Origin of the sequence: Paracoccus sp. SY (genome assembly GCF_002901215.1) — a bacterium.
Taxonomy (GTDB): domain Bacteria; phylum Pseudomonadota; class Alphaproteobacteria; order Rhodobacterales; family Rhodobacteraceae; genus Paracoccus; species Paracoccus acridae.
Genome location: NZ_NWMQ01000020.1, coordinates 1 through 17,064, shown reverse-complemented (window position 1 = coordinate 17,064; position 17,064 = coordinate 1). Strand labels below are relative to the sequence as shown.

Here is a 17,064-nt window from a genome sequence, read left to right as displayed (position 1 = left end):
CGATCAGCCCTCATCGGCGGTGGCAGGAGTGAGCGGCTTGCCCTGGCAGTGGGCGACGAGTGCCGCGATCGTGCCGGCGGCCGCCTTGCCCGCCTGCTCGTTGTCTTTCTCGAAGATGCCGAAGTGCCGACCCAGCATTTCCATGGACTTCATGCGGTCGTGCAGTTCGAACTTGAAAACCCCGTCCTTCGACATGGACACGGACTTGATGGCCCGGCGCTGCAGCGGGGTCAGTTGCGATGAATGGACAGGCACGATCTCGGGGACGGTGACGGCTGATCCGTCAGGCATCAGGATCGGGTTGCCGTGTTCGTCCAGGGCAGGCTTCGGGCCCCAGGTCAGCAGGTCGCCAATGTCGGTCATGGCGACGCCGACCAGTTCGCGCAGCACGTCGGCGGCCTTCATGCCGAATTCCTCGTCGCGGATCTCGCGCAGCCTTGCGATCTCGGCCTGGATGCGTTCGTCCTTCAGCATGTCGTGGCCGCGAACATGGGCGCCCTTGCCATAGCCTGCCATGGTGGCAGCTTTAGTGGCGTCGAGGACGCTGACATACGCCTCGCAAAACGCCTGCTGCTTCGCCGTGAGCGCCCGTGCCATTGTTGCTTACTGTCCCTTAACTGCTTTTGTGCAGCACAATTAGGTTCACATTATGAGCCAAACCTTGCCGACCGGCAACGGTTTTGATTAGAGCGCAATTCCTGCCTTGACTAAGGCCCGTTTCAGCCCGGCGACGCGGGCATCGACGTTGCAGCGGCCCCGCGGCGTGCAGGCGATGTGGTGGATCAGGAGGGTGCCGCAGGGCAGGGTGATGGCCAGGGCCGGGTGGCCCTTGGCGTTGGGCTTGACGATCTCGTGGGCGAGTCCCAGCCCGTCGATGAAGCGCGACATGGCCTGATAGTCGGCATTGGTGCGGACGCGGGCACTGAGGCGGGGGCGGCTCATGCGTCCCGTGCCTCCCTGAACGCGGCCAGTTCCTCGCGCAGCGCGGCGATGAAGATGTCGGCCTTGGTCATTGGCGGGGCCTTGGTGGCGAAGGACCGCACGTCGCGGGTTGGTGCCGTCTCCGGGCGATGATCCGGGATGACAGGCGCTCCATTGGTGGCCCAGGGCATAGCTGGGACGCTGACGGGCAGCTTGTCGATCTCGTTGATGCCAGTACCGGTGCCGACCGGGACGAGGATGGTTTGCTTGATGGTCATGCTTGTTCCCCCCGGCGGCGCTTCTCGCTCTGGATGCCGCTCAAGATCGTGGTGTGGTCGCGGTTGAACACCCGCCCGATCTGCGCCAGCGACGCGCCGTTCTGCTGGGCAATAGCCCAGATCAGGTGGCGGACCTGGCAGATGTGGGCTTCTCGGCAGCGCCCCATGACGAGGGCGTAATCCATGCCCGTTTCATCGCAGACCTGCTTGGCAATGGCGCGGACCTTGCTGCGCTGTTTGATCAACTGGATGGCGGCACGATCGGCATCCGTCAGGAAGATTGAGGTTTGCATGGTCATTCTGCGGCCTCCTGCGCTGGAGGTTGACGGAACTTCTGGTAGCTATCGGCTGCGGCCTGCGCGCGGGCGGCGGCATCAGCATCTTCCTGTGCCGACTTTGCCTTGAGCGAACCAAGCAGGCTGGCCAGCATCTGGTCCGTTTCAGCCTTGCGGGCTGCGGCTTCTTCGGGCGTCAGGGTGACAGAGTCCTGATCGGGAAGGGCGCGGGCTTTCAATTCCCGTTCACGGGCCTGCTTCCCGGCCCAATCGAGAGCCTTCTGGATCTTCCTGCGCGGTTCCATCAGCTCGTCGCAGACCTCGGCCAATTCCGCCCAGGTCGGAAAGAACTTCCACCGATGCACCAGCAGGGCATGGCGCGCGATGTCGGCGGGGTAGTCTGCCAGGCGCCGGGAGTAGGCGGCAGCCCGGAGATCCTCGGTCATGTCATCGTCCATCCGCCGGGCGGTGATGACGGACAATTCGGCAAGCCAGCCGACAGCCTGATCCTGCGTCGGCGGCGTCAGGGCGTGCAGCAGCCTGCGGCGCGCGGCCTCCACAGCCTCGACAGTTCCTGCATCTGCCGTCCAATAGGTGATCGTTCGGGCCGGGGCGGTGGTGCCGTCAGGGCGCAGGTATGAGAACTTATGCTCCTGCTTCTCAAGCAGATCGACTCCGCATTGCCGCGCCGACAAGGCCACCTGGGCGTTCACTTCTGCCGGGGTGAGTGCCGCCAGACGGGCGGCTACGGGCAGTTGAAGATCGGTTGTCATAGTTACCCTCCATGATTTTCGTGAAATTCTTGGACCCGATCAGCCAGTCGAAGCTGAAACCGGTCCATTGCTTGTCGGTGCGGCCGCAGATGAAGTCAGAGGCCTCGGCTTTGGCGATTGCTGTGCCCCAGCCGTCTAAGCCTCCCGCCTCCTTGAGGCGCGCGCGCAGTGCTGCCCGCCTCTGATCATTCAGCCTTTGGGCTGTCGGCCAATCCTGCCGAATTGCCGCCTGATTGAAGGCTTCCACGGCCTCTTGCAGTTGATCGAGAGTATGAGCGGGCTTTGGGGGTGCGGGTGGATCGTCGGACGCCTCGTCCGACAATGGTGCGTCAGCACCATATTCTTCTCCTTCCCTTTCCCCTTCCCCTTCCCCTTCCGCTTGTGCAGGTCCGTGACGCGTGGACGACGCGTCAGTCACGCGTGGGGCAAGCGTCATTTCTCCTGTGTTTTCAGGGTCGGCATCCGGAGCGGGCAGGCGGCTTTCGGATTCACGGTTATTGATGACCTGATGCCGCTCAAAACCGGGAACGTGCCCGTATTCCTTTTCTCCGACGCGATACCTGACGAGAAAGCCACGCGTGGCCAACGCGTCGAGCACGCGTGAAAAGTCCACCTCGTCATAAGGCAGAACGTCGGTCTTGATGGCACGGGGGCGCCATTCAAACCGGCCTGCCTTGTCGCAGATCGTCCAGATCCCTGCGAACGCAAGGCGCAGTGGAAGGCCCGTCTCGCACTCCGCGTCAAACAGGGCCTCATGCTTGAAAAACTCAGGCTTGATGGTTCTGATCCGGCCCATTATTCGGCCTCCTTTCCGACGATCCTGTCGCGCAGGTGGCGATAGTCGTTCTCGGTCCACGTCCCGTCGCCTTCGCTGGCGCGGCCGACGATGCGGATGATGATGCCCTGCGCGGCCAGGATGGCGCGTTTCAGGGCGAACAGTTCGGTTGCGAATCCCTTGAAGTCCTCCACAACCTCGACCCCGGCGCGGTTGCGATAGGTGAAGTCGGCCTTGTATTGCATGGGGCGGCCCGTGGGCGTCAGGATCGGCCCGTCGCGCCCCTGCAGCGTGAAAGGCACCTGGCGGCGCAGTTCGGTGATCTGGCCGGTGCTGGCCAGCGCACGCAGTTCCATCCAGCGCCGGGCTTCGCCCTTGCTGTGAAACTTGATCCCATCGACCTCAGTGGGTTCGGTGCCGCGCACGCGGCGCTTGTCGGCCTTGGCCTTGCCGTTGAGGTGATTGACCAGTTGCGCGGCCGTCATGCGGGTGGTCATCGTCATACTCGCAGCTTGCCCAGCGCCACGGACAGGCGGTGCCGGATGGTGTCTGATGGTTGGGGGCCGCGGCAGGCGCAGTCGCCCAGAGCGACGCGCAGGCCGTGGATGTTGCTCACAGGCCAGCGCACGGGCTGGTGCGGCAGGGCGTCCAGGAAGGCCTGGCGGGTTTCGGTGGTGGCAATCGACTTGGGCGCGACACAAGGGCAGGGCGCCAGTTCCTCGACCAGCTTGTTCCGCGCATCCTCGGGCAGGCGGATCACCGCCTCGCCGGACTCCACTCGAACGCCCATGCCCTCGGTCATGCCGCCATCCTCCAGACGGCTTCCCGCGACACGGCGCCGCTGCGCCGACCTCGAGCTGTCACGACCTCGTAGAGGGGGGTGAACGGAAGCCAGTCGGCGCCGACGTTCTCGCAAACATCAACGGCACCGGGCAGCGAACGGCACCAGCGGGCCAAAGCCTCGAAGTCGATGTTAGAATGCGGATAGCGGGATCCGGCGTGGTTGTTATAGGGCGGGTCGATGTGCCAATGGGCTTCCTCGAGCTCGAGTTGCCACCAAGCCTTCTGGTCAATCGACCAGCCGTCTAGCAGGGGCTTTTGCTCAATGATCCGCCTCTTAACTGCCGACCCCCAGACGCGGCAATCACTCGAGCTGCGCCACTGAAAATACCAGGGTGACAAGGTGGTCGATGGTTCAGCGCGCCCCTTCGAAACCCAGAACCGAACCAACAACTGCGGCCCGCGATCTAGCGCCTGAACCTCTGTGAAGTCCTCGAACGCATCCGGAATGCGGGCAATATCGTCGGCGCTGCATCCGATCAGCCACGACCACAGATCGCAGATGTCCGGCGACACGTCATAGAGCCGCACGTTCCGGCATCCCCAGCGCGTCGAATAGCTGGCGGACCCGGCAAACGGCTCAATGACCAGATCGCGGCGCGGCGCGCCGTAGTGCCGGGCGCCGGTCCACTTTGCACCGTAATAGCTAAAGAAGGGGCGGGGTGTCTTCATGCCGCGCGCTCCAGCCCGGCCCGTGCGCACCACGACGCGAAGGCGGCATTCAGCGCCTTCTTGGCGGCCTCGACGGTGTGGGCCTTGTCGCTGACCTTGGTGCCGGGGGCATCCATGGACCACCGGACCGGCTTCACGGCAGGCTGGATGGTGCCGACCATCATTTCGCCGGAATAGGCCTCGATCCTGCCGGCGGGCGGGTAGGATTGTTTCCAGACCAGCATCACGCGGCCCCCCGGCGCTTGGCCAACATGCGGCCGGCAGCGGCGATGCCTTCACGGTTGCCCCATTCTGCCTCGACAAAGACCGCCTGCGCCTTGGGATGGGCGCGGCGGGCCTTCGCATCGGCCGCCTCGGCATCCTCGGCATAGATGACGTGCTGGACCGCGCCCGAAGGCACGACGACGTTGACGGTGAACCTCATTGCGGTGTCCTTCCGATGAACTCGATGCGGGGGTGACGGCCGGGCCTGTCGAAGCAGAACCAAGCCGCGTTCTCTTTGCCGGTGTGCTTACTGCCGGGGATCCACTTGACCCTGCCGACACTGACGACCTTGCGCAGGTAAGGCAGGAAGGGGGCGGATTGGCGGGTATGCAGCCAGTCCGCGTCGAACAGCAGCCAGGTTTCGCGCTGGGCCGCGAAGTGCGGGATCAGGGCGTGGAGCAGATCGCGCCGCCAAGGTGGATTCGTGACGCAGATGTCGCCGCGGCATGGGCCAAAATTGACGGTCAGCGCATCGCCTGCCTCGATCCCTTCGGCCTGCGGTGCGATGTCGATCGCGCGGATGCAGCGATGCCCTGCCGCCTCCAGGTGGCGGATCAGGGCACCGTCGCCAGCACAGGGCTCAATGAAGGTCGAACCAGCGTCCAGGTGCGGCAGAAGCGGTGCAACCGCTTCGGCGGGGGTCGGGTAGAAGTCCCGCTCGATCCTGAGGAAGTTCGACCTCTTGCCCATCAGGCCTGCGCCTCCTCGCGTTCCTCTATGGCGAGGTGCTGGCAGTTCGCGGCTGCCAGTGCCTCGGCAAGAGGCGGGGAGACCGAATTGCCGCAGCAACTGACCTGCACGTCCTTCGGAAAGGCGCGGAAGTGGGGCGTGTCGGTGTCCAGCCCTTCCCATACCCCTTCGATCACATAGTCAGCCGGGAAGCCCTGCGCGTTGAACAACTCGCGCGGGGTCAGCATCCGCATCCCGATGTCCACGACGATGTAGGTGGCGCCGTTCATCGTCAGGGTGACGAACTCGCCACCATCCCAGGCATCATAAGCGCGGAGGAAGTCGGCAACCTGACGGGCGCGGGCCTCATGCTCGGGCGAGAAGGGCGGCGCGGCCAGTTCGGCCTGCATGTGGCCCATCCGATCCTTGACCGTGACGGTGTGCATCGGTTCATCCGTCCGCGCGCCGTCGCCGGTGCCGTAGTATTTGGCGAACCATGCCGCGACCGGCATCTGATGGCTGCCGCTGCCCGCGATGGTGCTGATCGGTTCGCGCGGATCATGGCCAGCATGCGCGCCCATGCGCGGCCCGCCGTTGTGCTGCGCGAGGAAGGCGGCGATGGGCGCGTGCTTGGCGCCGCCAGCGACGACGGTGCCCAAGGGCGCGGTCACGTCCAGGGCGCGGGGCTGCTGGCCCTCGCGTTCGCCATAGCCGGTCTGCACCATCGTCGCCGCGATCAGGCTGTTCTGATCCTTGCGGCTTGCGGTGATCGTGTGGTGCGGATCGCGCGCATCTCTGTTGCGCCCGCCCTGCTGAGCATGAGTCAGGATCGGGGCGACAACCGCATGGTGACCACCCGTCGCAATCGTTGCCAGCGGATCGGCAGCATGGCTGCCAGAATGGCCGGTGGTGTTGACCGCCAAATAGGGCGCGAGGACGCCCAGGGGCGCGGCCCCGCCCGGCTTCTTGATCCAGCTGTTCGCCGTGACCGTCGCCAGCGGGTCGCGCATGTCCTGCCCGGTTGCGCCGCTGTTGAAACGCTGGATGCTGGCGGCGACTAGGGCGCTGTGCCCGCCACCGGCCAGAACGGTTGGATGCGGGGCATTGATGGCGCTGTCACGGCGCGCGGTGCCCTTGAGGCTCATGAGCGACGGAATGACCGCTGCCTTCTCGCCCCGGTGTGCCCCGGTGATCGTCTTGAACGGCTCGGCTACGTCCTCGACCCGCCCGCCATGCGTCAGGTTCACGAGGAAGGGCCGGTCGGCCTCAAGGACATACCGCTTCAAGCCGCGCGCCACGCGGGCCAGCGTATTGCCTGCCAGCGGACGAACGGCACGCAGGCCGTGCTTGGCCATGATCTCTGCGCCGGTGTCGAAGATCGACGGGCAAGGCAGGGACCAGTCGATGCACTCGGCGGCGGTGCGCCACGGCAGCAGCTTGCCTTTGCGGACTTCGGCAGAGGTCGGATTGGCGTGGGTCGGCTTCGGCCAGACGATGGGACGACCATCGCGACGCGCGACCAGGAACCACCGCTTGCGGATCGTGGGCGCGCCATAGTCGCAGGCGCGCAGTTCTCGCCACTGGACCTTGTAGCCCGCCTTGCGCAGGCGCTTGACCCACAGGTCGAAGGTCTGGCCCGAGAATTCCTTGATCGGCTGGCCATCATTATCGACCGGCCCCCACGTCACGAATTCCTCAACGTTCTCCATCAGGATCACGTCGGGCTTGGCGAACTCGGCCCAGCGCACCACGACCCATGCCAGGTCGCGGATGTTGCGGTCGCGCGGGGCACCGCCCTTGGCTTTCGAGAAGTGCTTGCAGTCCGGGCTGGCCCAAAGCAGGCCGACATGGCGACCGCCGGTGACGGTCAGCGGGTCCACGTCCCAGATATTGCTGTCCAGGTGCAGCGTCTCGGGGTGGTTCGCCGCGTGCAGGGCGAGGGCATTGGCGCTGTGGTTGATCGCCACGTCGGGCGACCGGCCAAGGGCCAATTCGATGCCGGTGGATGCACCGCCACCACCCGCGAAGCTGTCGATGATGAGGGGCAGATGGGGCTGAAATGTCATCGCCGCGCCATCCCGGCCACGGTGGCCATCAACTGCTGCTGCGCTTGGACGGTCATGTTCTGGAGGATCACCGCGAAGGCCAGGGGCCAGAAGTCGCGCGCCTTGGGCGTGGTGATGCCCTTGATCCAGCGATGGACGGTGGCGACGTCGACTCCGACGAAGTGACCGGCCTCCATGCACTTCGCGTTCTGGGTCAGCGCAGGCGAGAAATGCCAGATCACCGCCTTGAGGAAGTCCTCGAACTCAACGTCCGCGAGAACTCCAGATACCAACGCCCGCGAAGATTTGCGACGCGCCTCCGGAGTATCATCGAGGGGAAGGGAAGGATGCGAAAAGGCCAGTGGTTCAAGGGTTTGTAACATGGGGAAACCTTTCAAGCAGGGGGACAGGAGCGCCGCAGAAGGGGCTGCGGCGGGCGATGATGGTCGATCAGGACCGGTCGAGAGCGACGATCGGTTGGGGATACTGCTCTCCCCAGCCCGTGATGGTTTTCTGGCTATTGGTCAGGGCAACAGCAGCCTGCTCGGGGGAGGCACGCCAATCAGCAGGGAGCGCGGGGCGACAGTTCCAAACCTCTGGGGGGACAAACCCACCAGTTGCCGCGCAAAGGTATTCTTCTGTGGTATGCCGTGGCCTAGCCTTCGGATTCAGCAGCGCGACAATTCTGGCCTTGGGAACCCCCATGGCGCGTGCCAGGTCGCCCTCCGACACACCTCTCTCAGAAAGCCAAGCCGCGAGGATTATGGGTCCGTTGGATCGGCTGATCCGATAGGGTCGGTCGCTGCGGATCTTGTTGTTTGCAGGGCGCTCAAGGGCGATGAGCCTTGCTTCTTCTCGCAGGGCCTCCTCCCGATCATCGAACCATTGAAGCGTGATATTCACGACCTGGTTGATCCACGGAGACTTCGCCTTGTGGACGAACAGCCGCGGCATAGGGTTGCAGGTGCAGCCTATGTAAATCGTCTCGCCGTTCGCATTGATGTGCCGGTAAACAGCAACTGGGGCGGACTTGTATTCCTTGCTCATGCTACACCCGCCGGACGGGCTTGCCGCGCATGAGCGAGTTGTTCCAGCGTGATGACCTCGCCGCGCGCCTTGGCGGCGGCGATGATCTTGAGATCATGATCGGCAGGGATCCTGCCGCGCGCGTCCCAGGAGTGGACGGTCGTGTAGGGCAGGCCGAGATCACGGGCGAGGTCCACCGGCGTCGGCCAAACATGTTTGATGTGGCGAAGGTGTTTCATACGCCGATACTACGCAGTTTGCGCAGCACCAGTCAATACGCATCTACCCCCATATCATTCGCAAAATGCGTAGCTATGATCGGCCTCGATACCGGAGAGGCCAATCATGCTTGAAGATCAGGAAGATGCGGTTGAGGCAGTCGCTGCTCGTCTGCAAGCAGCGCGCCAGGCGCTAGGTCTTACAAAGCGTGAATTCGCAAAGCGCGCTGGGATGGGTGAACAAACTTACGGTCCATTCGAGAACGCGGAACGCCCCTTAAGCCTTATAGCGGCCAAGAAAATCCGGAAGGCTCACGGCCTGACCCTGGAGTTCATGTATTTCGGGAAGATAGACGATCTGCCGCACAAGATCGCCACCAAGCTATGAGGCAGATCTTCTGTAAGATCGGCCCAGAAATCCAACGGCATCCCCGACTCATCGCGCGCTTTCTTGAGGAGAATGAGCGTTTCGTCCACTTCCACTTCCATCAGTCCGTTCCTCTAAAAATCGCGCATAAGAACATTTGCAGAACAAAGCGCTTCGCGCAATCCCCTGCATCTGTTGGTTTGTTCAATTACTCATCATGAAAAGGTGGCATCATGGGAGATCTGGAGAAGTTTCTGGCCTATGCAGGACTGGGTGCTGCGGGTGCAGTTCTTCTAGCTTTTTGAGCCTTAGCTGTTGGGGATATTAGGGCTCTTATCCAAGCGATCGATTTTCCGATGCGCTGGTTGTCGATCCCGGCCGTCGCTGGCGGTGTTATAGGCGGCGCGATAGCGGTCCTTCGTCAATAACCCAATCACCTCGAATCAATGAAAAGCCCCGCTTCGGCGGGGCTTTGTCATGCGTGACTATCGAATCATCCGCCAAATCAGTGGCTACGCATACTGCGCAGTTTTACAGTTGACACTACGCGGATTGCGCAGCTAGTCTGACCTCCATGGCATACGCCAATGGAGGCAATCATGCGCCAGTTTCCCAATACTCCGACTGAGGACCGCACGGACTTCCTGTGGTTCATGGTCGCTTTCATCCCAGTCTGCGTCTTGGTGGTTGTCATCGTCTGGTGGCTTTCTGCGCCGTCCGTGCAGCGTATGCTGGACGCGGCAGGCGAACTGAACGCCTGCGCCGGGCTGTCTGCCGGTGAGTGCGTCGCGATGGCGCAGGAGGGTCAGTGATGTCCCTCTCCGACGCTCTGCGCGCCCTGAACGAAGCGGCCTATGCCGCCGAGAAGGCCGCCCGCAAGTCCAACGACCCCCGCGCCGAGTCCCTGCGCGTCATCGCCTGGCAGACTGACGGGTTGGTTGACCAAGCCGTAGTTAAGGCGGGTGCGTGATGGCAACCATCCTCCCCCCCGTCATCCGCTTCTTCCCTCACATGGGCTTTCGCCCGGCCGTCCAGGTCGTTCAGCGCGATCAGTATGGGGACAAGCTGCTGTGGATCGTTGGCGACGACTCCCCGCTGGACGGCAAGGTTCCGGCTGAACTGGTCGGCTATGCCTGGGGCACGGTGCTGCCCGGCGAACCTGCGCCAGTCGTGCCGCAGATCACCGCCGCATCGCTGGCCGGTCCCGTTCCGGGGCTGACCTTCACCAGCATCACGCCGGGCGGCTTCCCCTTGTTCCCGCCGATCATCGACTGCTGCGACGGCAAGACGCCGCCCGGAACGGTCGTCGTGGTCGTGCCGCCCGTCGAGCAGCCCACGCCAGTCGGGATCCTCGCAGACAGCGGATCACTGCTGCTGGCTGCCATCGCCATCCTGTTCGCCCGCAAGGCCTGGGCGTCTCTCCCATCCACCAAAGGATTCTGACATGAACGCCATGACCGAGATTGCCGCCCCGGTGGCTGTCGAACCTGCCACGATCCGGGCCAATGCGGGCGATCTGCGCCGCGCCGTCGCCCAAGCGTCCACCGTCGTTCATCGGCGCAACACCATTCCGGTGCTGGGTTGCCTGCTGGTAAAGCCGGGCAAGGACAAGCTGGAGATCACAGGGACTGACCTGGACAGCCTGCTGACCATCGACTGCCCTGCCGAATGCGGGAAGAAGGCACAGGCCTTCGTCATCCAGGCTGACCTGTTGAAGCGGCTTCTGGCTGGTGCCGAGGCGGGCGAGACAGTGGAGATCGGAAGGGATGGCGATGTGCTGACCTTCAAGATTGGCCCTGCCACTGCCCATCTGCGGCAACTGCAGCCGGTCGAAGACTTCCCGGCGATGGCCGAGGCAAAGACGGCCGCCACTGCCATGCAGGTCAAGGCTTCGGCGCTGGTCAAGATCCTGACCAACTGCGCGCCTTGCATATCGACCGAGGAAACCCGCTACTACCTGAACGGCATCTATTTCCATGCCCGTGAGGGGATGCTGGCTGGGGTTTCGACGGACGGGCACCGGCTGTCGCTTTATCAGACCGACATTGCCTGGCCGGTTGATGGCCAGATCGTCCCTCGCACGGCTGCTGCTGTTCTGGCTCAACTGATGGGCAAAGCGGGCGACGCAGAGGTTGAGGTTACAAGCTGGGCCGACACGACGCGCCTTCACATCGCAGGGCAGGGCTGGTCGATCACCTTCAAGACCATCGACGGCACGTTCCCGGACTATACTCGTGTCATTCCGAAGCGCAGCCCGGATGCTGGCTATTTGGTCCTCTCGCCCGCCACGTTGCGGCGCGTCCCGCAGATATTCGAGCGCAGCTATCCCGCTGCACTGGATCTGCCGAACGCTACGCTGGCCGTCCGTGACCGCAGCCAAGGCTTGGATTTCGTTCTGCCGATCGAGGCCAAGGGCGCCTTCACCGTGGGCTTCAACGCCAACTACCTGCGGACCTTCACCCATGCGTTCGGGACCATCCGGCTGGAAGTGACCAGTCCAGGTGATGCGGCAACCGTCCTGTCCCAAGATCCGAATTGGCTGGGCGTGATCATGCCCATGCGCGTGTGAGGTCAGCCATGCCCAAGGATACCACCATGACGATCAGCGCCGGCGGCAAGTCTGTCACCATGAAGGAAGACGAGTTCTTCGCCGCAGCCAAGCGAATGGGCGACGCCGACCGCAAACGCCGGAAGGCGCCCCCCGTCAAGAACACCCCGGAGGATACCGCCGTGAGCGACCAAGCCTATTCCGTCGCAGCCGAAGAACTTCGCAGTTTCATCGAACGGGCCGAACAGATGGCTGCCGAGAAGAAGGATGCAGCCGAGCGCGAGAAGGAGATCTTCGCGGAAGCCAAGGCCCGCGGCTACTCGGTCAAGGTGATGAAAAAGGTCATCGCCATGCGTAAGCGGGATCGGGATGACGTGGCGGAGGAGGAGGCGATCTTGGAGCTTTACAAGTCCGCGCTTGGGATGGCCTGACGATGCGGACGTGTGAAGTTATAGGCTGCAGAGAGCCGGCCAAGAGCAGAGGTCTTTGCGGCACGCACTACCAACGCCGCCGACGGACAGGTGACGTGTCTTCACATGTTCCCGTCGGCATGGGAAAGAAACTCGCTTGGCTGATCGACAACTGCCAGCCAGGCCACGACGAGTGCGTCATATGGCCCTTTTCCCTTGGCCCGAATGGGTATGGGAACGTCTGCATCAACTACGAGCAGACCGGCGCTCACCGCGAGGCCTGCCGCATTGAGAACGGTAAACCTCCGTCGCCTGACCATGAAGCTGCGCACTCGTGCGGGAACCGGGCCTGCATCAACGGCCGCCATCTGCGCTGGGCAACGCCGGCCGAGAATGCCGCCGATCGCCTGATCCATGGAACCCACCGAGAAGGGGAACGTGCCGGTCAGGCCAAGCTGACCAATGAGCAGGCCGCACAGATCCGCGCCGACAATCGGAGGCAGCGCGAGATCGCGGCCGACTATGGCGTCACCCAGAAAGTCATCTGCCTCATCAAGTCGGGCAGATCCTACAAATCCCCGCCGAGGATTACTCCATGACCGCCGCACACATCGCCAGCCCGTCGCTGATCGAGCAGCTGCAACGCGCCCTTGTCACGATGGCCGAGGTTGTCGCGCGGGACATCCGCGCTCTGCCGATCTTCGAGCGGATCGACCGGGAACTGGCGGCCGCACAATCGACCGTCGCGCTGCGGGGCGAGGATGACCCGGTGGCCAAGGCGCGCGCCCTGGCCCGCCTGCGGAAGGAGGCAGGGGCGTGAATTGCCTAGCGCAACGTGCGGCCAGTCCCGGACTGCTGCAGTTGCTTTTCAAGTTGGGCGATCTGTCTCTTGAAGTCACCGATGTAAGCATCGGTAAGCTTCATGGCTTGCTCGAGGCCGGCGATACGCCCCGCATAGTCGTTCGACGTCTTGAGCAGCTGCTCAACCGTTGCCGTCAGCTTCTCTACTTGTTTGACAAGCTTGTCGTTATCCAACTGCCCTCTCCATGGATTAAGGTCGGTGAAGGTCAGCTTAACGACAATCCTCTCAATGGCGCAATCGGCTCTGCCACTTCCGGCAGCCGTGTCGAAGGATACCCATCATGACCCGTGACCCTGTTGCAGCCTTCGTGCTGCTGTTCCTGATCGCCCTTGTCGTGGCCTTCTGGTCCGGCGCGATCTACTTCCTCTGGTCCAGCATGGGCCTCTGGGGGAGGCTGTGATGGCCGACCGCCCCATTCTGTTCAGCGGCCCAATGGTCCGCGCCATCCTCGACGGCCGCAAGACGCAGACGCGGCGGGTGTTGAAGCCAGTGAGGGGCCTGACCCTTGGCGACCTCCAGGACGAAGGTGAGCGCGAGGGCAACACGATCCATTGCGCACGCCATCAGGTCCAGGAGCCGTCCTTCGCCCCCGGTGACCGCCTGTGGGTGCGCGAGACGTTCAGCTATGAATGTCTGGACGTTGATCGCGACGGCATTCTCCCGCCGTGGTATTGGGCTGACGGCAATCCTTCGAGCGGCGACTTCACTCGCCCGAAGCCCTCGATCCACATGCCCCGCTGGGCCAGCCGCCTGACCCTGATCGTCACCGATGTGCGCGTGCAGAGATTGCAGGACATCAGTGAAGCGGATGCCGTGGCCGAGGGCATCTATGAATGGGAACCGAGGGACGCCGACGGGATGCGTCACTTCGGCCTGCCTGAACTTGGGGTTAGCTGCCCCACCGCTGCCAGGGGTTTCATGTGGCTGTGGGACAGCCTCAATGAGGCACGCGGCTTCGGCTGGAACGCAAACCCTTGGGTGGTCGCCGTCACCTTTTCTGCCCATCAGCGCAACATCGATCAGATGGAGGCGGCATGACCGATCCGGCCAACATCATCGCCGCCGTCTGCGAGGAAATGAACGGCAACGGCTTCACCAGCAAGCCGCGCATCGTCGCCCGCGCAGGCTTCGACCTGTCCAAGTTCAAAGAACAGAAAAGCGATTTCGCAGGCGTGGAAACTGAATGGGTCGATCAGCGCGGCCCAGGCATGTGCGGCGATGATTTCCACGGAACGATTGCCGTTCCCATCGACGCCGATCGCTTCTTTGTCCTCGATTACGACACCTGAACCGCAAACGGTCATCCGACCAAGGAGAGGAAGACATGAAAACCATTGAGGAACTGACAGCCGGAAGCCGTGCCTGGTATTCGTCCAACGACGAGGAAGTCTGGTCGGGCGGGCCCTATGCCACGCGCGAAGAAGCCGAAGCGGAAGCCGAGGCCAACGAACACCGCATGATCTGCGAGGCCGAAAAGAAGCCAATCCAGGTTTCGTTGCAGTTCGACCGGGACACGTTCTTCGAGGCCGCCGAGGAAAGCCTATGGGACCAATGCAACGAGGACGGCGACCCGCTTCTGGATTTCACTCTTGAGGTCCAGAACGATCTGCAGAAGCGCGTCCGCGAGGCGATCGACGCTTGGCAGGTCGCGCATCAGCTTTCCCCGATGCCCTGGCGTTTCGAATACACCAGCGATCCCGAGATTGCCGCCTGGGCGAAGGCCGAACTTGCCGCGCTGGTTGATGCGAAGGCCGAGGAAGAGGTTGCGCGCAACAAGTTGAATGCATGCCATTCTTCGGAAGGATTTTAGGGGTCTTTCCGGACCCCATCGAGTCTGTCAGTGTGTCCTTGTATCACTCAAATAGAGGATGTGATGAGTAAATACGATGAGCTCCGGAAGGCTTTTTCGGCCAAGCAAGACGCTGAGCGCGAGTTTATGCGGGATAACGAGGCATTCGCCCATAAACTAGTTTTCGGCCTAAGGGACTATCTTGATGCGCCAAAGTCTTTTAGCGAACGAGATGGAGACACAACGTATTCACGAAACTATGTCGCCTTCTACGAGCGCGAACAGTACGGGGATAAATGGAAGCGGGTGGATCACCATCTTGACGCTATCGAACATCTTAATGATGGGACATTCAGCTTCCGCTTTGGTCTCGCGTTAGAGAGAGCCGAGGGATCCTATCCGAAGCACTTCTTCGTCTTCGATGCTAAGTGCAAACGACGCGGCAATACCGTCGAGGTTGTCATCGACGACAAGCACCGTATCGCATGCCACAAGATCGATGATTCTTGGCCGGACATCCATAATGCCTATGAACTCATCTTCAATCGATTGATGGAGGCGTTGCAAAAGAGGCCAGGAGCCGATCAGGGCCAGCCGTAAGGCTCATGCCCCCAGCGATCCGAGGCGGACGCTTTGACCTGTGCAAGCGCCGCCTCCATCGTGTCGGTCCATCCGCTGCGCGATGGCATGGTGATGACAGACCACCTCCAGCGCGGGCGTCCGGCGCCCTGGCTGCGATCCCAGATCACGCGCCCGACCACGAGGCCTTCACGCAGCACCACCCAGTCGTCCTGCGCATCGCGGTCATCAGGGAAGGTCAGCTTGCGGGTCCAGCGAGACATGCCGCCTAAAGCGCCACCTTCAACAACTGATCGCGCACGAACGCCAACCCGCCGCCTTCGCCATAGCGTTCCCGCTTGATCTGGTGGCCCAGAATGTCCATGCGGATCCGTTCATCGACGCCGGCGCGCAGAAGCCGATCCTCAAGCGAATGGCGCAGCCCGTAGAGGCTGTGTTCCGGCGTCTCGCGCAGCCCGTTTTCCTTGAGGAACTTGTTGACCGTGGCCGACAGGCTGGCGCTGTTCTTGGCATAGCGGGGGAAGCCGCCCTTGGCCTCCTTGAACGCTTCCAGGCTGACGCCGACCAGCGGGATTTCCCGGCGGGACTGCGCGTTCTTGATCGTGCGGTTCTCGTTGGGCCGGATGACGATGTGCGGGATCTCGGCATCGGTCTTGATGTCTTCGGGCATGAGGCCCGCGATCTCGGACGGCCGGGCCCCTGTGTTGACCATGCCGCGCAGGATCAGGCGGGCGTCCTTGTTGAGCCCGGCCAGGGCGCCTGGCGCCAACAGCTTGTCGCGGATCCAGGACTCCGAGAAGGGCAGGCGGCTTTCGTCATCATCGGCCCCTTCCTTCAACCGCAGCCCCTTGCTCTCGAATTGCAGCTTAAAGCCCTTGGATGCGGCAACCGGTCCCCAGAGGGCCAGCAGATGGGTGATGTCCTTGTTGGCCGATGACGCCTTAATCTCGCCCCGCTTGACGCGGCCGGTCAGGACGCGGCGAAACTCGAACATGTCTTCGGCCGTGACGTCGGCCAGGTTCTTGTCGCCAACGGCTTCAATGAAAGCCTCCGTGGCCTTGACCCGCGGGTTGCGGTGCTTGCGCAGCTGGTCGTCGTTCTTGCCGATCACCCGTTCTTCCGCGATCTTGTAGAAGTGATCGACGGCTTCGCTGACCTTGATCGCGGACGCCGATGGCAGGCCCAGGGCGGCATCGGCTTCGGCCATGTCGATCCGGCCCCGGCTGTCCTTGATGGAGGCGATGCGCTCCAGAAGGTCCTGCAGGGGCAGATTGGCGACGTCGGCGGCATCGAGGTAGCGATAGCCGCGCCGCTGGGCGAGGTTGCGGGCGGCGGCCAGCCGGGCATCGCCTTCGGTGTCCTTGCCGTCCAGCTTGGCTTCCCAGGCCTCAATCATCTGGTTCCAGACCTCGGGCGCCTTCCGGCGGGCCACGTCTTGGCTGTCCGTGAACAGGCAGACCTGCACGATCTGGCGAGGCTCGACCGGTGCATAGCGCGCGGGAACCCGTTTCCTGATATAATACTGGTCGTGTCCTGGGCGCAGGAACGGCACGATCTTTTTCATGACGGGGATATTCACGGCAATTTCCCTCTTGCACAAGTGCCCCTGTTGTGTCACTGATTGTGAACCTAGAAAAGCCAAAAATCGACTAATCGAGCGGCAACCTAGAGGTCAAAATGAAAAAACTATCAGTAATTGCTGGTAATTTTGGACATGGCAGGGGTTATGGTTTGAATCCCTCACTGTCCGCCA

31 protein-coding genes are annotated in these 17,064 nt (G+C 62.7%); 12 read left to right on the top strand and 19 right to left on the bottom strand.

Annotation, left to right across the window (positions count from 1 at the left end; all coding sequences use genetic code 11):
* Nucleotides 1–3: 3 nt before the first annotated feature.
* From CK944_RS14335 to CK944_RS22915, 16 genes are all read right to left on the bottom strand, one after another.
* Entirely contained in the window at nucleotides 4–597 is a 594-nt protein-coding gene (locus tag CK944_RS14335; protein WP_103173753.1) for a terminase small subunit, read from the bottom strand.
* Nucleotides 598–684: 87 nt separating this feature from the next.
* Entirely contained in the window at nucleotides 685–942 is a 258-nt protein-coding gene (locus CK944_RS14330) for a hypothetical protein (protein WP_103173752.1), read from the bottom strand.
* Nucleotides 939–1,199: a hypothetical protein gene (locus CK944_RS14325; protein ID WP_103173751.1), complete on the bottom strand. Its 261-nt coding sequence runs from the start codon at nucleotides 1,197–1,199 to the stop codon at nucleotides 939–941. Before CK944_RS14325 ends, CK944_RS14330 begins: the two co-directional genes overlap by 4 nt.
* The gene (locus CK944_RS14320) at nucleotides 1,196–1,498 is read right to left on the bottom strand and encodes a helix-turn-helix domain-containing protein (RefSeq protein WP_103173750.1); all 303 of its coding nucleotides are present in this window, start codon (nucleotides 1,496–1,498) and stop codon (nucleotides 1,196–1,198) included. The genes CK944_RS14325 and CK944_RS14320 overlap by 4 nt, the downstream gene beginning before the upstream one ends.
* Nucleotides 1,495–1,920, bottom strand: a complete 426-nt coding sequence (locus CK944_RS14315; RefSeq protein WP_146038662.1) for a hypothetical protein — start codon at nucleotides 1,918–1,920, stop codon at nucleotides 1,495–1,497. Before CK944_RS14315 ends, CK944_RS14320 begins: the two co-directional genes overlap by 4 nt.
* A gap of 214 nt (nucleotides 1,921–2,134) precedes the next feature.
* Nucleotides 2,135–3,043, bottom strand: a complete 909-nt coding sequence (locus CK944_RS14310; protein ID WP_103173748.1) for a hypothetical protein — start codon at nucleotides 3,041–3,043, stop codon at nucleotides 2,135–2,137.
* The gene (locus CK944_RS14305) at nucleotides 3,043–3,525 is read right to left on the bottom strand and encodes a DUF1064 domain-containing protein (protein ID WP_239986079.1); all 483 of its coding nucleotides are present in this window, start codon (nucleotides 3,523–3,525) and stop codon (nucleotides 3,043–3,045) included. Before CK944_RS14305 ends, CK944_RS14310 begins: the two co-directional genes overlap by 1 nt.
* The gene (locus CK944_RS14300) at nucleotides 3,522–3,824 is read right to left on the bottom strand and encodes a hypothetical protein (RefSeq protein WP_103173747.1); all 303 of its coding nucleotides are present in this window, start codon (nucleotides 3,822–3,824) and stop codon (nucleotides 3,522–3,524) included. Before CK944_RS14300 ends, CK944_RS14305 begins: the two co-directional genes overlap by 4 nt.
* Nucleotides 3,821–4,534, bottom strand: a complete 714-nt coding sequence (locus CK944_RS14295) for a hypothetical protein (protein ID WP_146038661.1) — start codon at nucleotides 4,532–4,534, stop codon at nucleotides 3,821–3,823. The genes CK944_RS14300 and CK944_RS14295 overlap by 4 nt, the downstream gene beginning before the upstream one ends.
* The gene (locus tag CK944_RS14290; RefSeq protein WP_103173745.1) at nucleotides 4,531–4,758 is read right to left on the bottom strand and encodes a hypothetical protein; all 228 of its coding nucleotides are present in this window, start codon (nucleotides 4,756–4,758) and stop codon (nucleotides 4,531–4,533) included. Before CK944_RS14290 ends, CK944_RS14295 begins: the two co-directional genes overlap by 4 nt.
* Nucleotides 4,758–4,958, bottom strand: a complete 201-nt coding sequence (locus tag CK944_RS14285; RefSeq protein WP_103173744.1) for a hypothetical protein — start codon at nucleotides 4,956–4,958, stop codon at nucleotides 4,758–4,760. Before CK944_RS14285 ends, CK944_RS14290 begins: the two co-directional genes overlap by 1 nt.
* Entirely contained in the window at nucleotides 4,955–5,488 is a 534-nt protein-coding gene (locus CK944_RS14280; protein WP_103173743.1) for an SAM-dependent methyltransferase, read from the bottom strand. The genes CK944_RS14285 and CK944_RS14280 overlap by 4 nt, the downstream gene beginning before the upstream one ends.
* The gene (locus CK944_RS14275) at nucleotides 5,488–7,533 is read right to left on the bottom strand and encodes a DNA cytosine methyltransferase (protein WP_103173742.1); all 2,046 of its coding nucleotides are present in this window, start codon (nucleotides 7,531–7,533) and stop codon (nucleotides 5,488–5,490) included. The genes CK944_RS14280 and CK944_RS14275 overlap by 1 nt, the downstream gene beginning before the upstream one ends.
* Complete coding sequence (locus CK944_RS14270; protein WP_103173741.1) at nucleotides 7,530–7,895, bottom strand: hypothetical protein; 366 nt, start codon at nucleotides 7,893–7,895, stop codon at nucleotides 7,530–7,532. The genes CK944_RS14275 and CK944_RS14270 overlap by 4 nt, the downstream gene beginning before the upstream one ends.
* 67 nt (nucleotides 7,896–7,962) lie before the next feature.
* Nucleotides 7,963–8,559 (bottom strand): GIY-YIG nuclease family protein, encoded by a 597-nt coding sequence (locus tag CK944_RS14265; protein WP_103173740.1) that lies wholly within the window; start codon nucleotides 8,557–8,559, stop codon nucleotides 7,963–7,965.
* Entirely contained in the window at nucleotides 8,556–8,777 is a 222-nt protein-coding gene (locus CK944_RS22915) for a carph-isopro domain-containing protein (protein ID WP_146038660.1), read from the bottom strand. The genes CK944_RS14265 and CK944_RS22915 overlap by 4 nt, the downstream gene beginning before the upstream one ends.
* Before the next feature lie 106 nt (nucleotides 8,778–8,883).
* Between CK944_RS22915 and CK944_RS14255 the strand changes: the two genes are divergently transcribed.
* From CK944_RS14255 to CK944_RS14225, 8 genes are all read left to right on the top strand, one after another.
* The gene (locus CK944_RS14255) at nucleotides 8,884–9,144 is read left to right on the top strand and encodes a helix-turn-helix transcriptional regulator (protein ID WP_103173738.1); all 261 of its coding nucleotides are present in this window, start codon (nucleotides 8,884–8,886) and stop codon (nucleotides 9,142–9,144) included.
* Between the two features lie 578 nt (nucleotides 9,145–9,722).
* A complete protein-coding gene (locus CK944_RS14250) occupies nucleotides 9,723–9,935 on the top strand; it encodes a hypothetical protein (RefSeq protein WP_146038659.1) in 213 nt (70 codons plus the stop codon).
* Entirely contained in the window at nucleotides 9,935–10,093 is a 159-nt protein-coding gene (locus tag CK944_RS23235; RefSeq protein WP_158248006.1) for a hypothetical protein, read from the top strand. The genes CK944_RS14250 and CK944_RS23235 overlap by 1 nt, the downstream gene beginning before the upstream one ends.
* Nucleotides 10,093–10,566: a hypothetical protein gene (locus CK944_RS14245; protein WP_103173736.1), complete on the top strand. Its 474-nt coding sequence runs from the start codon at nucleotides 10,093–10,095 to the stop codon at nucleotides 10,564–10,566. Before CK944_RS23235 ends, CK944_RS14245 begins: the two co-directional genes overlap by 1 nt.
* Nucleotide 10,567: 1 nt before the next feature.
* A complete protein-coding gene (locus tag CK944_RS14240) occupies nucleotides 10,568–11,692 on the top strand; it encodes a DNA polymerase III subunit beta (protein ID WP_103173735.1) in 1,125 nt (374 codons plus the stop codon).
* Nucleotides 11,693–11,718: 26 nt separating this feature from the next.
* Nucleotides 11,719–12,102 (top strand): DUF2312 domain-containing protein, encoded by a 384-nt coding sequence (locus tag CK944_RS14235; protein ID WP_239986078.1) that lies wholly within the window; start codon nucleotides 11,719–11,721, stop codon nucleotides 12,100–12,102.
* Nucleotides 12,103–12,221: 119 nt separating this feature from the next.
* Nucleotides 12,222–12,680 carry an HNH endonuclease gene (locus CK944_RS14230; protein WP_158248005.1) on the top strand — a complete coding sequence of 153 codons (459 nt, stop codon included), beginning with the start codon at nucleotides 12,222–12,224 and terminating at the stop codon, nucleotides 12,678–12,680.
* A complete protein-coding gene (locus CK944_RS14225; protein WP_103173733.1) occupies nucleotides 12,677–12,901 on the top strand; it encodes a hypothetical protein in 225 nt (74 codons plus the stop codon). Before CK944_RS14230 ends, CK944_RS14225 begins: the two co-directional genes overlap by 4 nt.
* 5 nt (nucleotides 12,902–12,906) lie before the next feature.
* Here CK944_RS14225 and CK944_RS14220 read toward each other — a convergent pair whose 3' ends face one another.
* Nucleotides 12,907–13,116, bottom strand: coding sequence for a hypothetical protein (locus CK944_RS14220; RefSeq protein WP_103173732.1), 210 nt, complete (start codon nucleotides 13,114–13,116; stop codon nucleotides 12,907–12,909).
* A 226-nt stretch (nucleotides 13,117–13,342) separates the two neighbouring features.
* On the opposite strand from CK944_RS14220, the gene CK944_RS14215 reads away from it, so the two are divergent.
* The 4 genes from CK944_RS14215 to CK944_RS14200 all read left to right on the top strand — a co-directional run bounded on the left by CK944_RS14215 (nucleotide 13,343) and on the right by CK944_RS14200 (nucleotide 15,332).
* Nucleotides 13,343–13,981 (top strand): hypothetical protein, encoded by a 639-nt coding sequence (locus CK944_RS14215; protein WP_103173731.1) that lies wholly within the window; start codon nucleotides 13,343–13,345, stop codon nucleotides 13,979–13,981.
* Complete coding sequence (locus CK944_RS14210) at nucleotides 13,978–14,232, top strand: hypothetical protein (protein WP_103173730.1); 255 nt, start codon at nucleotides 13,978–13,980, stop codon at nucleotides 14,230–14,232. The genes CK944_RS14215 and CK944_RS14210 overlap by 4 nt, the downstream gene beginning before the upstream one ends.
* Nucleotides 14,233–14,267: 35 nt before the next feature.
* Nucleotides 14,268–14,753 (top strand): hypothetical protein, encoded by a 486-nt coding sequence (locus CK944_RS14205; RefSeq protein WP_103173729.1) that lies wholly within the window; start codon nucleotides 14,268–14,270, stop codon nucleotides 14,751–14,753.
* Nucleotides 14,754–14,816: 63 nt separating this feature from the next.
* Nucleotides 14,817–15,332, top strand: a complete 516-nt coding sequence (locus tag CK944_RS14200) for a hypothetical protein (protein WP_103173728.1) — start codon at nucleotides 14,817–14,819, stop codon at nucleotides 15,330–15,332.
* Here CK944_RS14200 and CK944_RS14195 read toward each other — a convergent pair.
* Both CK944_RS14195 and CK944_RS14190 read right to left on the bottom strand, forming a co-directional pair.
* A complete protein-coding gene (locus tag CK944_RS14195) occupies nucleotides 15,317–15,574 on the bottom strand; it encodes a hypothetical protein (protein ID WP_103173727.1) in 258 nt (85 codons plus the stop codon). The two genes, CK944_RS14200 and CK944_RS14195, sit on opposite strands and share 16 nt — an antisense overlap.
* Before the next feature lie 5 nt (nucleotides 15,575–15,579).
* Nucleotides 15,580–16,890, bottom strand: coding sequence for a tyrosine-type recombinase/integrase (locus tag CK944_RS14190; RefSeq protein ID WP_239986077.1), 1,311 nt, complete (start codon nucleotides 16,888–16,890; stop codon nucleotides 15,580–15,582).
* Between the last annotated feature and the right edge of the window lie 174 nt (nucleotides 16,891–17,064).

What these genes read in the sequence shown, in the direction of transcription:
- CK944_RS14335 (WP_103173753.1), bottom strand. Translation starts at nt 597, where the DNA reads ATGGCACGGGCGCTCACGGCGAAGCAGCAGGCGTTTTGCGAGGCGTAT.
- CK944_RS14330 (WP_103173752.1), bottom strand. Translation starts at nt 942, where the DNA reads ATGAGCCGCCCCCGCCTCAGTGCCCGCGTCCGCACCAATGCCGACTAT.
- CK944_RS14325 (WP_103173751.1), bottom strand. Translation starts at nt 1,199, where the DNA reads ATGACCATCAAGCAAACCATCCTCGTCCCGGTCGGCACCGGTACTGGC.
- CK944_RS14320 (WP_103173750.1), bottom strand. Translation starts at nt 1,498, where the DNA reads ATGACCATGCAAACCTCAATCTTCCTGACGGATGCCGATCGTGCCGCC.
- CK944_RS14315 (WP_146038662.1), bottom strand. Translation starts at nt 1,920, where the DNA reads ATGACCGAGGATCTCCGGGCTGCCGCCTACTCCCGGCGCCTGGCAGAC.
- CK944_RS14310 (WP_103173748.1), bottom strand. Translation starts at nt 3,043, where the DNA reads ATGGGCCGGATCAGAACCATCAAGCCTGAGTTTTTCAAGCATGAGGCC.
- CK944_RS14305 (WP_239986079.1), bottom strand. Translation starts at nt 3,525, where the DNA reads ATGACGATGACCACCCGCATGACGGCCGCGCAACTGGTCAATCACCTC.
- CK944_RS14300 (WP_103173747.1), bottom strand. Translation starts at nt 3,824, where the DNA reads ATGACCGAGGGCATGGGCGTTCGAGTGGAGTCCGGCGAGGCGGTGATC.
- CK944_RS14295 (WP_146038661.1), bottom strand. Translation starts at nt 4,534, where the DNA reads ATGAAGACACCCCGCCCCTTCTTTAGCTATTACGGTGCAAAGTGGACC.
- CK944_RS14290 (WP_103173745.1), bottom strand. Translation starts at nt 4,758, where the DNA reads ATGCTGGTCTGGAAACAATCCTACCCGCCCGCCGGCAGGATCGAGGCC.
- CK944_RS14285 (WP_103173744.1), bottom strand. Translation starts at nt 4,958, where the DNA reads ATGAGGTTCACCGTCAACGTCGTCGTGCCTTCGGGCGCGGTCCAGCAC.
- CK944_RS14280 (WP_103173743.1), bottom strand. Translation starts at nt 5,488, where the DNA reads ATGGGCAAGAGGTCGAACTTCCTCAGGATCGAGCGGGACTTCTACCCG.
- CK944_RS14275 (WP_103173742.1), bottom strand. Translation starts at nt 7,533, where the DNA reads ATGACATTTCAGCCCCATCTGCCCCTCATCATCGACAGCTTCGCGGGT.
- CK944_RS14270 (WP_103173741.1), bottom strand. Translation starts at nt 7,895, where the DNA reads ATGTTACAAACCCTTGAACCACTGGCCTTTTCGCATCCTTCCCTTCCC.
- CK944_RS14265 (WP_103173740.1), bottom strand. Translation starts at nt 8,559, where the DNA reads ATGAGCAAGGAATACAAGTCCGCCCCAGTTGCTGTTTACCGGCACATC.
- CK944_RS22915 (WP_146038660.1), bottom strand. Translation starts at nt 8,777, where the DNA reads ATGAAACACCTTCGCCACATCAAACATGTTTGGCCGACGCCGGTGGAC.
- CK944_RS14255 (WP_103173738.1), top strand. Translation starts at nt 8,884, where the DNA reads ATGCTTGAAGATCAGGAAGATGCGGTTGAGGCAGTCGCTGCTCGTCTG.
- CK944_RS14250 (WP_146038659.1), top strand. Translation starts at nt 9,723, where the DNA reads ATGCGCCAGTTTCCCAATACTCCGACTGAGGACCGCACGGACTTCCTG.
- CK944_RS23235 (WP_158248006.1), top strand. Translation starts at nt 9,935, where the DNA reads ATGTCCCTCTCCGACGCTCTGCGCGCCCTGAACGAAGCGGCCTATGCC.
- CK944_RS14245 (WP_103173736.1), top strand. Translation starts at nt 10,093, where the DNA reads ATGGCAACCATCCTCCCCCCCGTCATCCGCTTCTTCCCTCACATGGGC.
- CK944_RS14240 (WP_103173735.1), top strand. Translation starts at nt 10,568, where the DNA reads ATGAACGCCATGACCGAGATTGCCGCCCCGGTGGCTGTCGAACCTGCC.
- CK944_RS14235 (WP_239986078.1), top strand. Translation starts at nt 11,719, where the DNA reads ATGACGATCAGCGCCGGCGGCAAGTCTGTCACCATGAAGGAAGACGAG.
- CK944_RS14230 (WP_158248005.1), top strand. Translation starts at nt 12,222, where the DNA reads ATGGGAAAGAAACTCGCTTGGCTGATCGACAACTGCCAGCCAGGCCAC.
- CK944_RS14225 (WP_103173733.1), top strand. Translation starts at nt 12,677, where the DNA reads ATGACCGCCGCACACATCGCCAGCCCGTCGCTGATCGAGCAGCTGCAA.
- CK944_RS14215 (WP_103173731.1), top strand. Translation starts at nt 13,343, where the DNA reads ATGGCCGACCGCCCCATTCTGTTCAGCGGCCCAATGGTCCGCGCCATC.
- CK944_RS14210 (WP_103173730.1), top strand. Translation starts at nt 13,978, where the DNA reads ATGACCGATCCGGCCAACATCATCGCCGCCGTCTGCGAGGAAATGAAC.
- CK944_RS14205 (WP_103173729.1), top strand. Translation starts at nt 14,268, where the DNA reads ATGAAAACCATTGAGGAACTGACAGCCGGAAGCCGTGCCTGGTATTCG.
- CK944_RS14200 (WP_103173728.1), top strand. Translation starts at nt 14,817, where the DNA reads ATGAGTAAATACGATGAGCTCCGGAAGGCTTTTTCGGCCAAGCAAGAC.
- CK944_RS14195 (WP_103173727.1), bottom strand. Translation starts at nt 15,574, where the DNA reads ATGTCTCGCTGGACCCGCAAGCTGACCTTCCCTGATGACCGCGATGCG.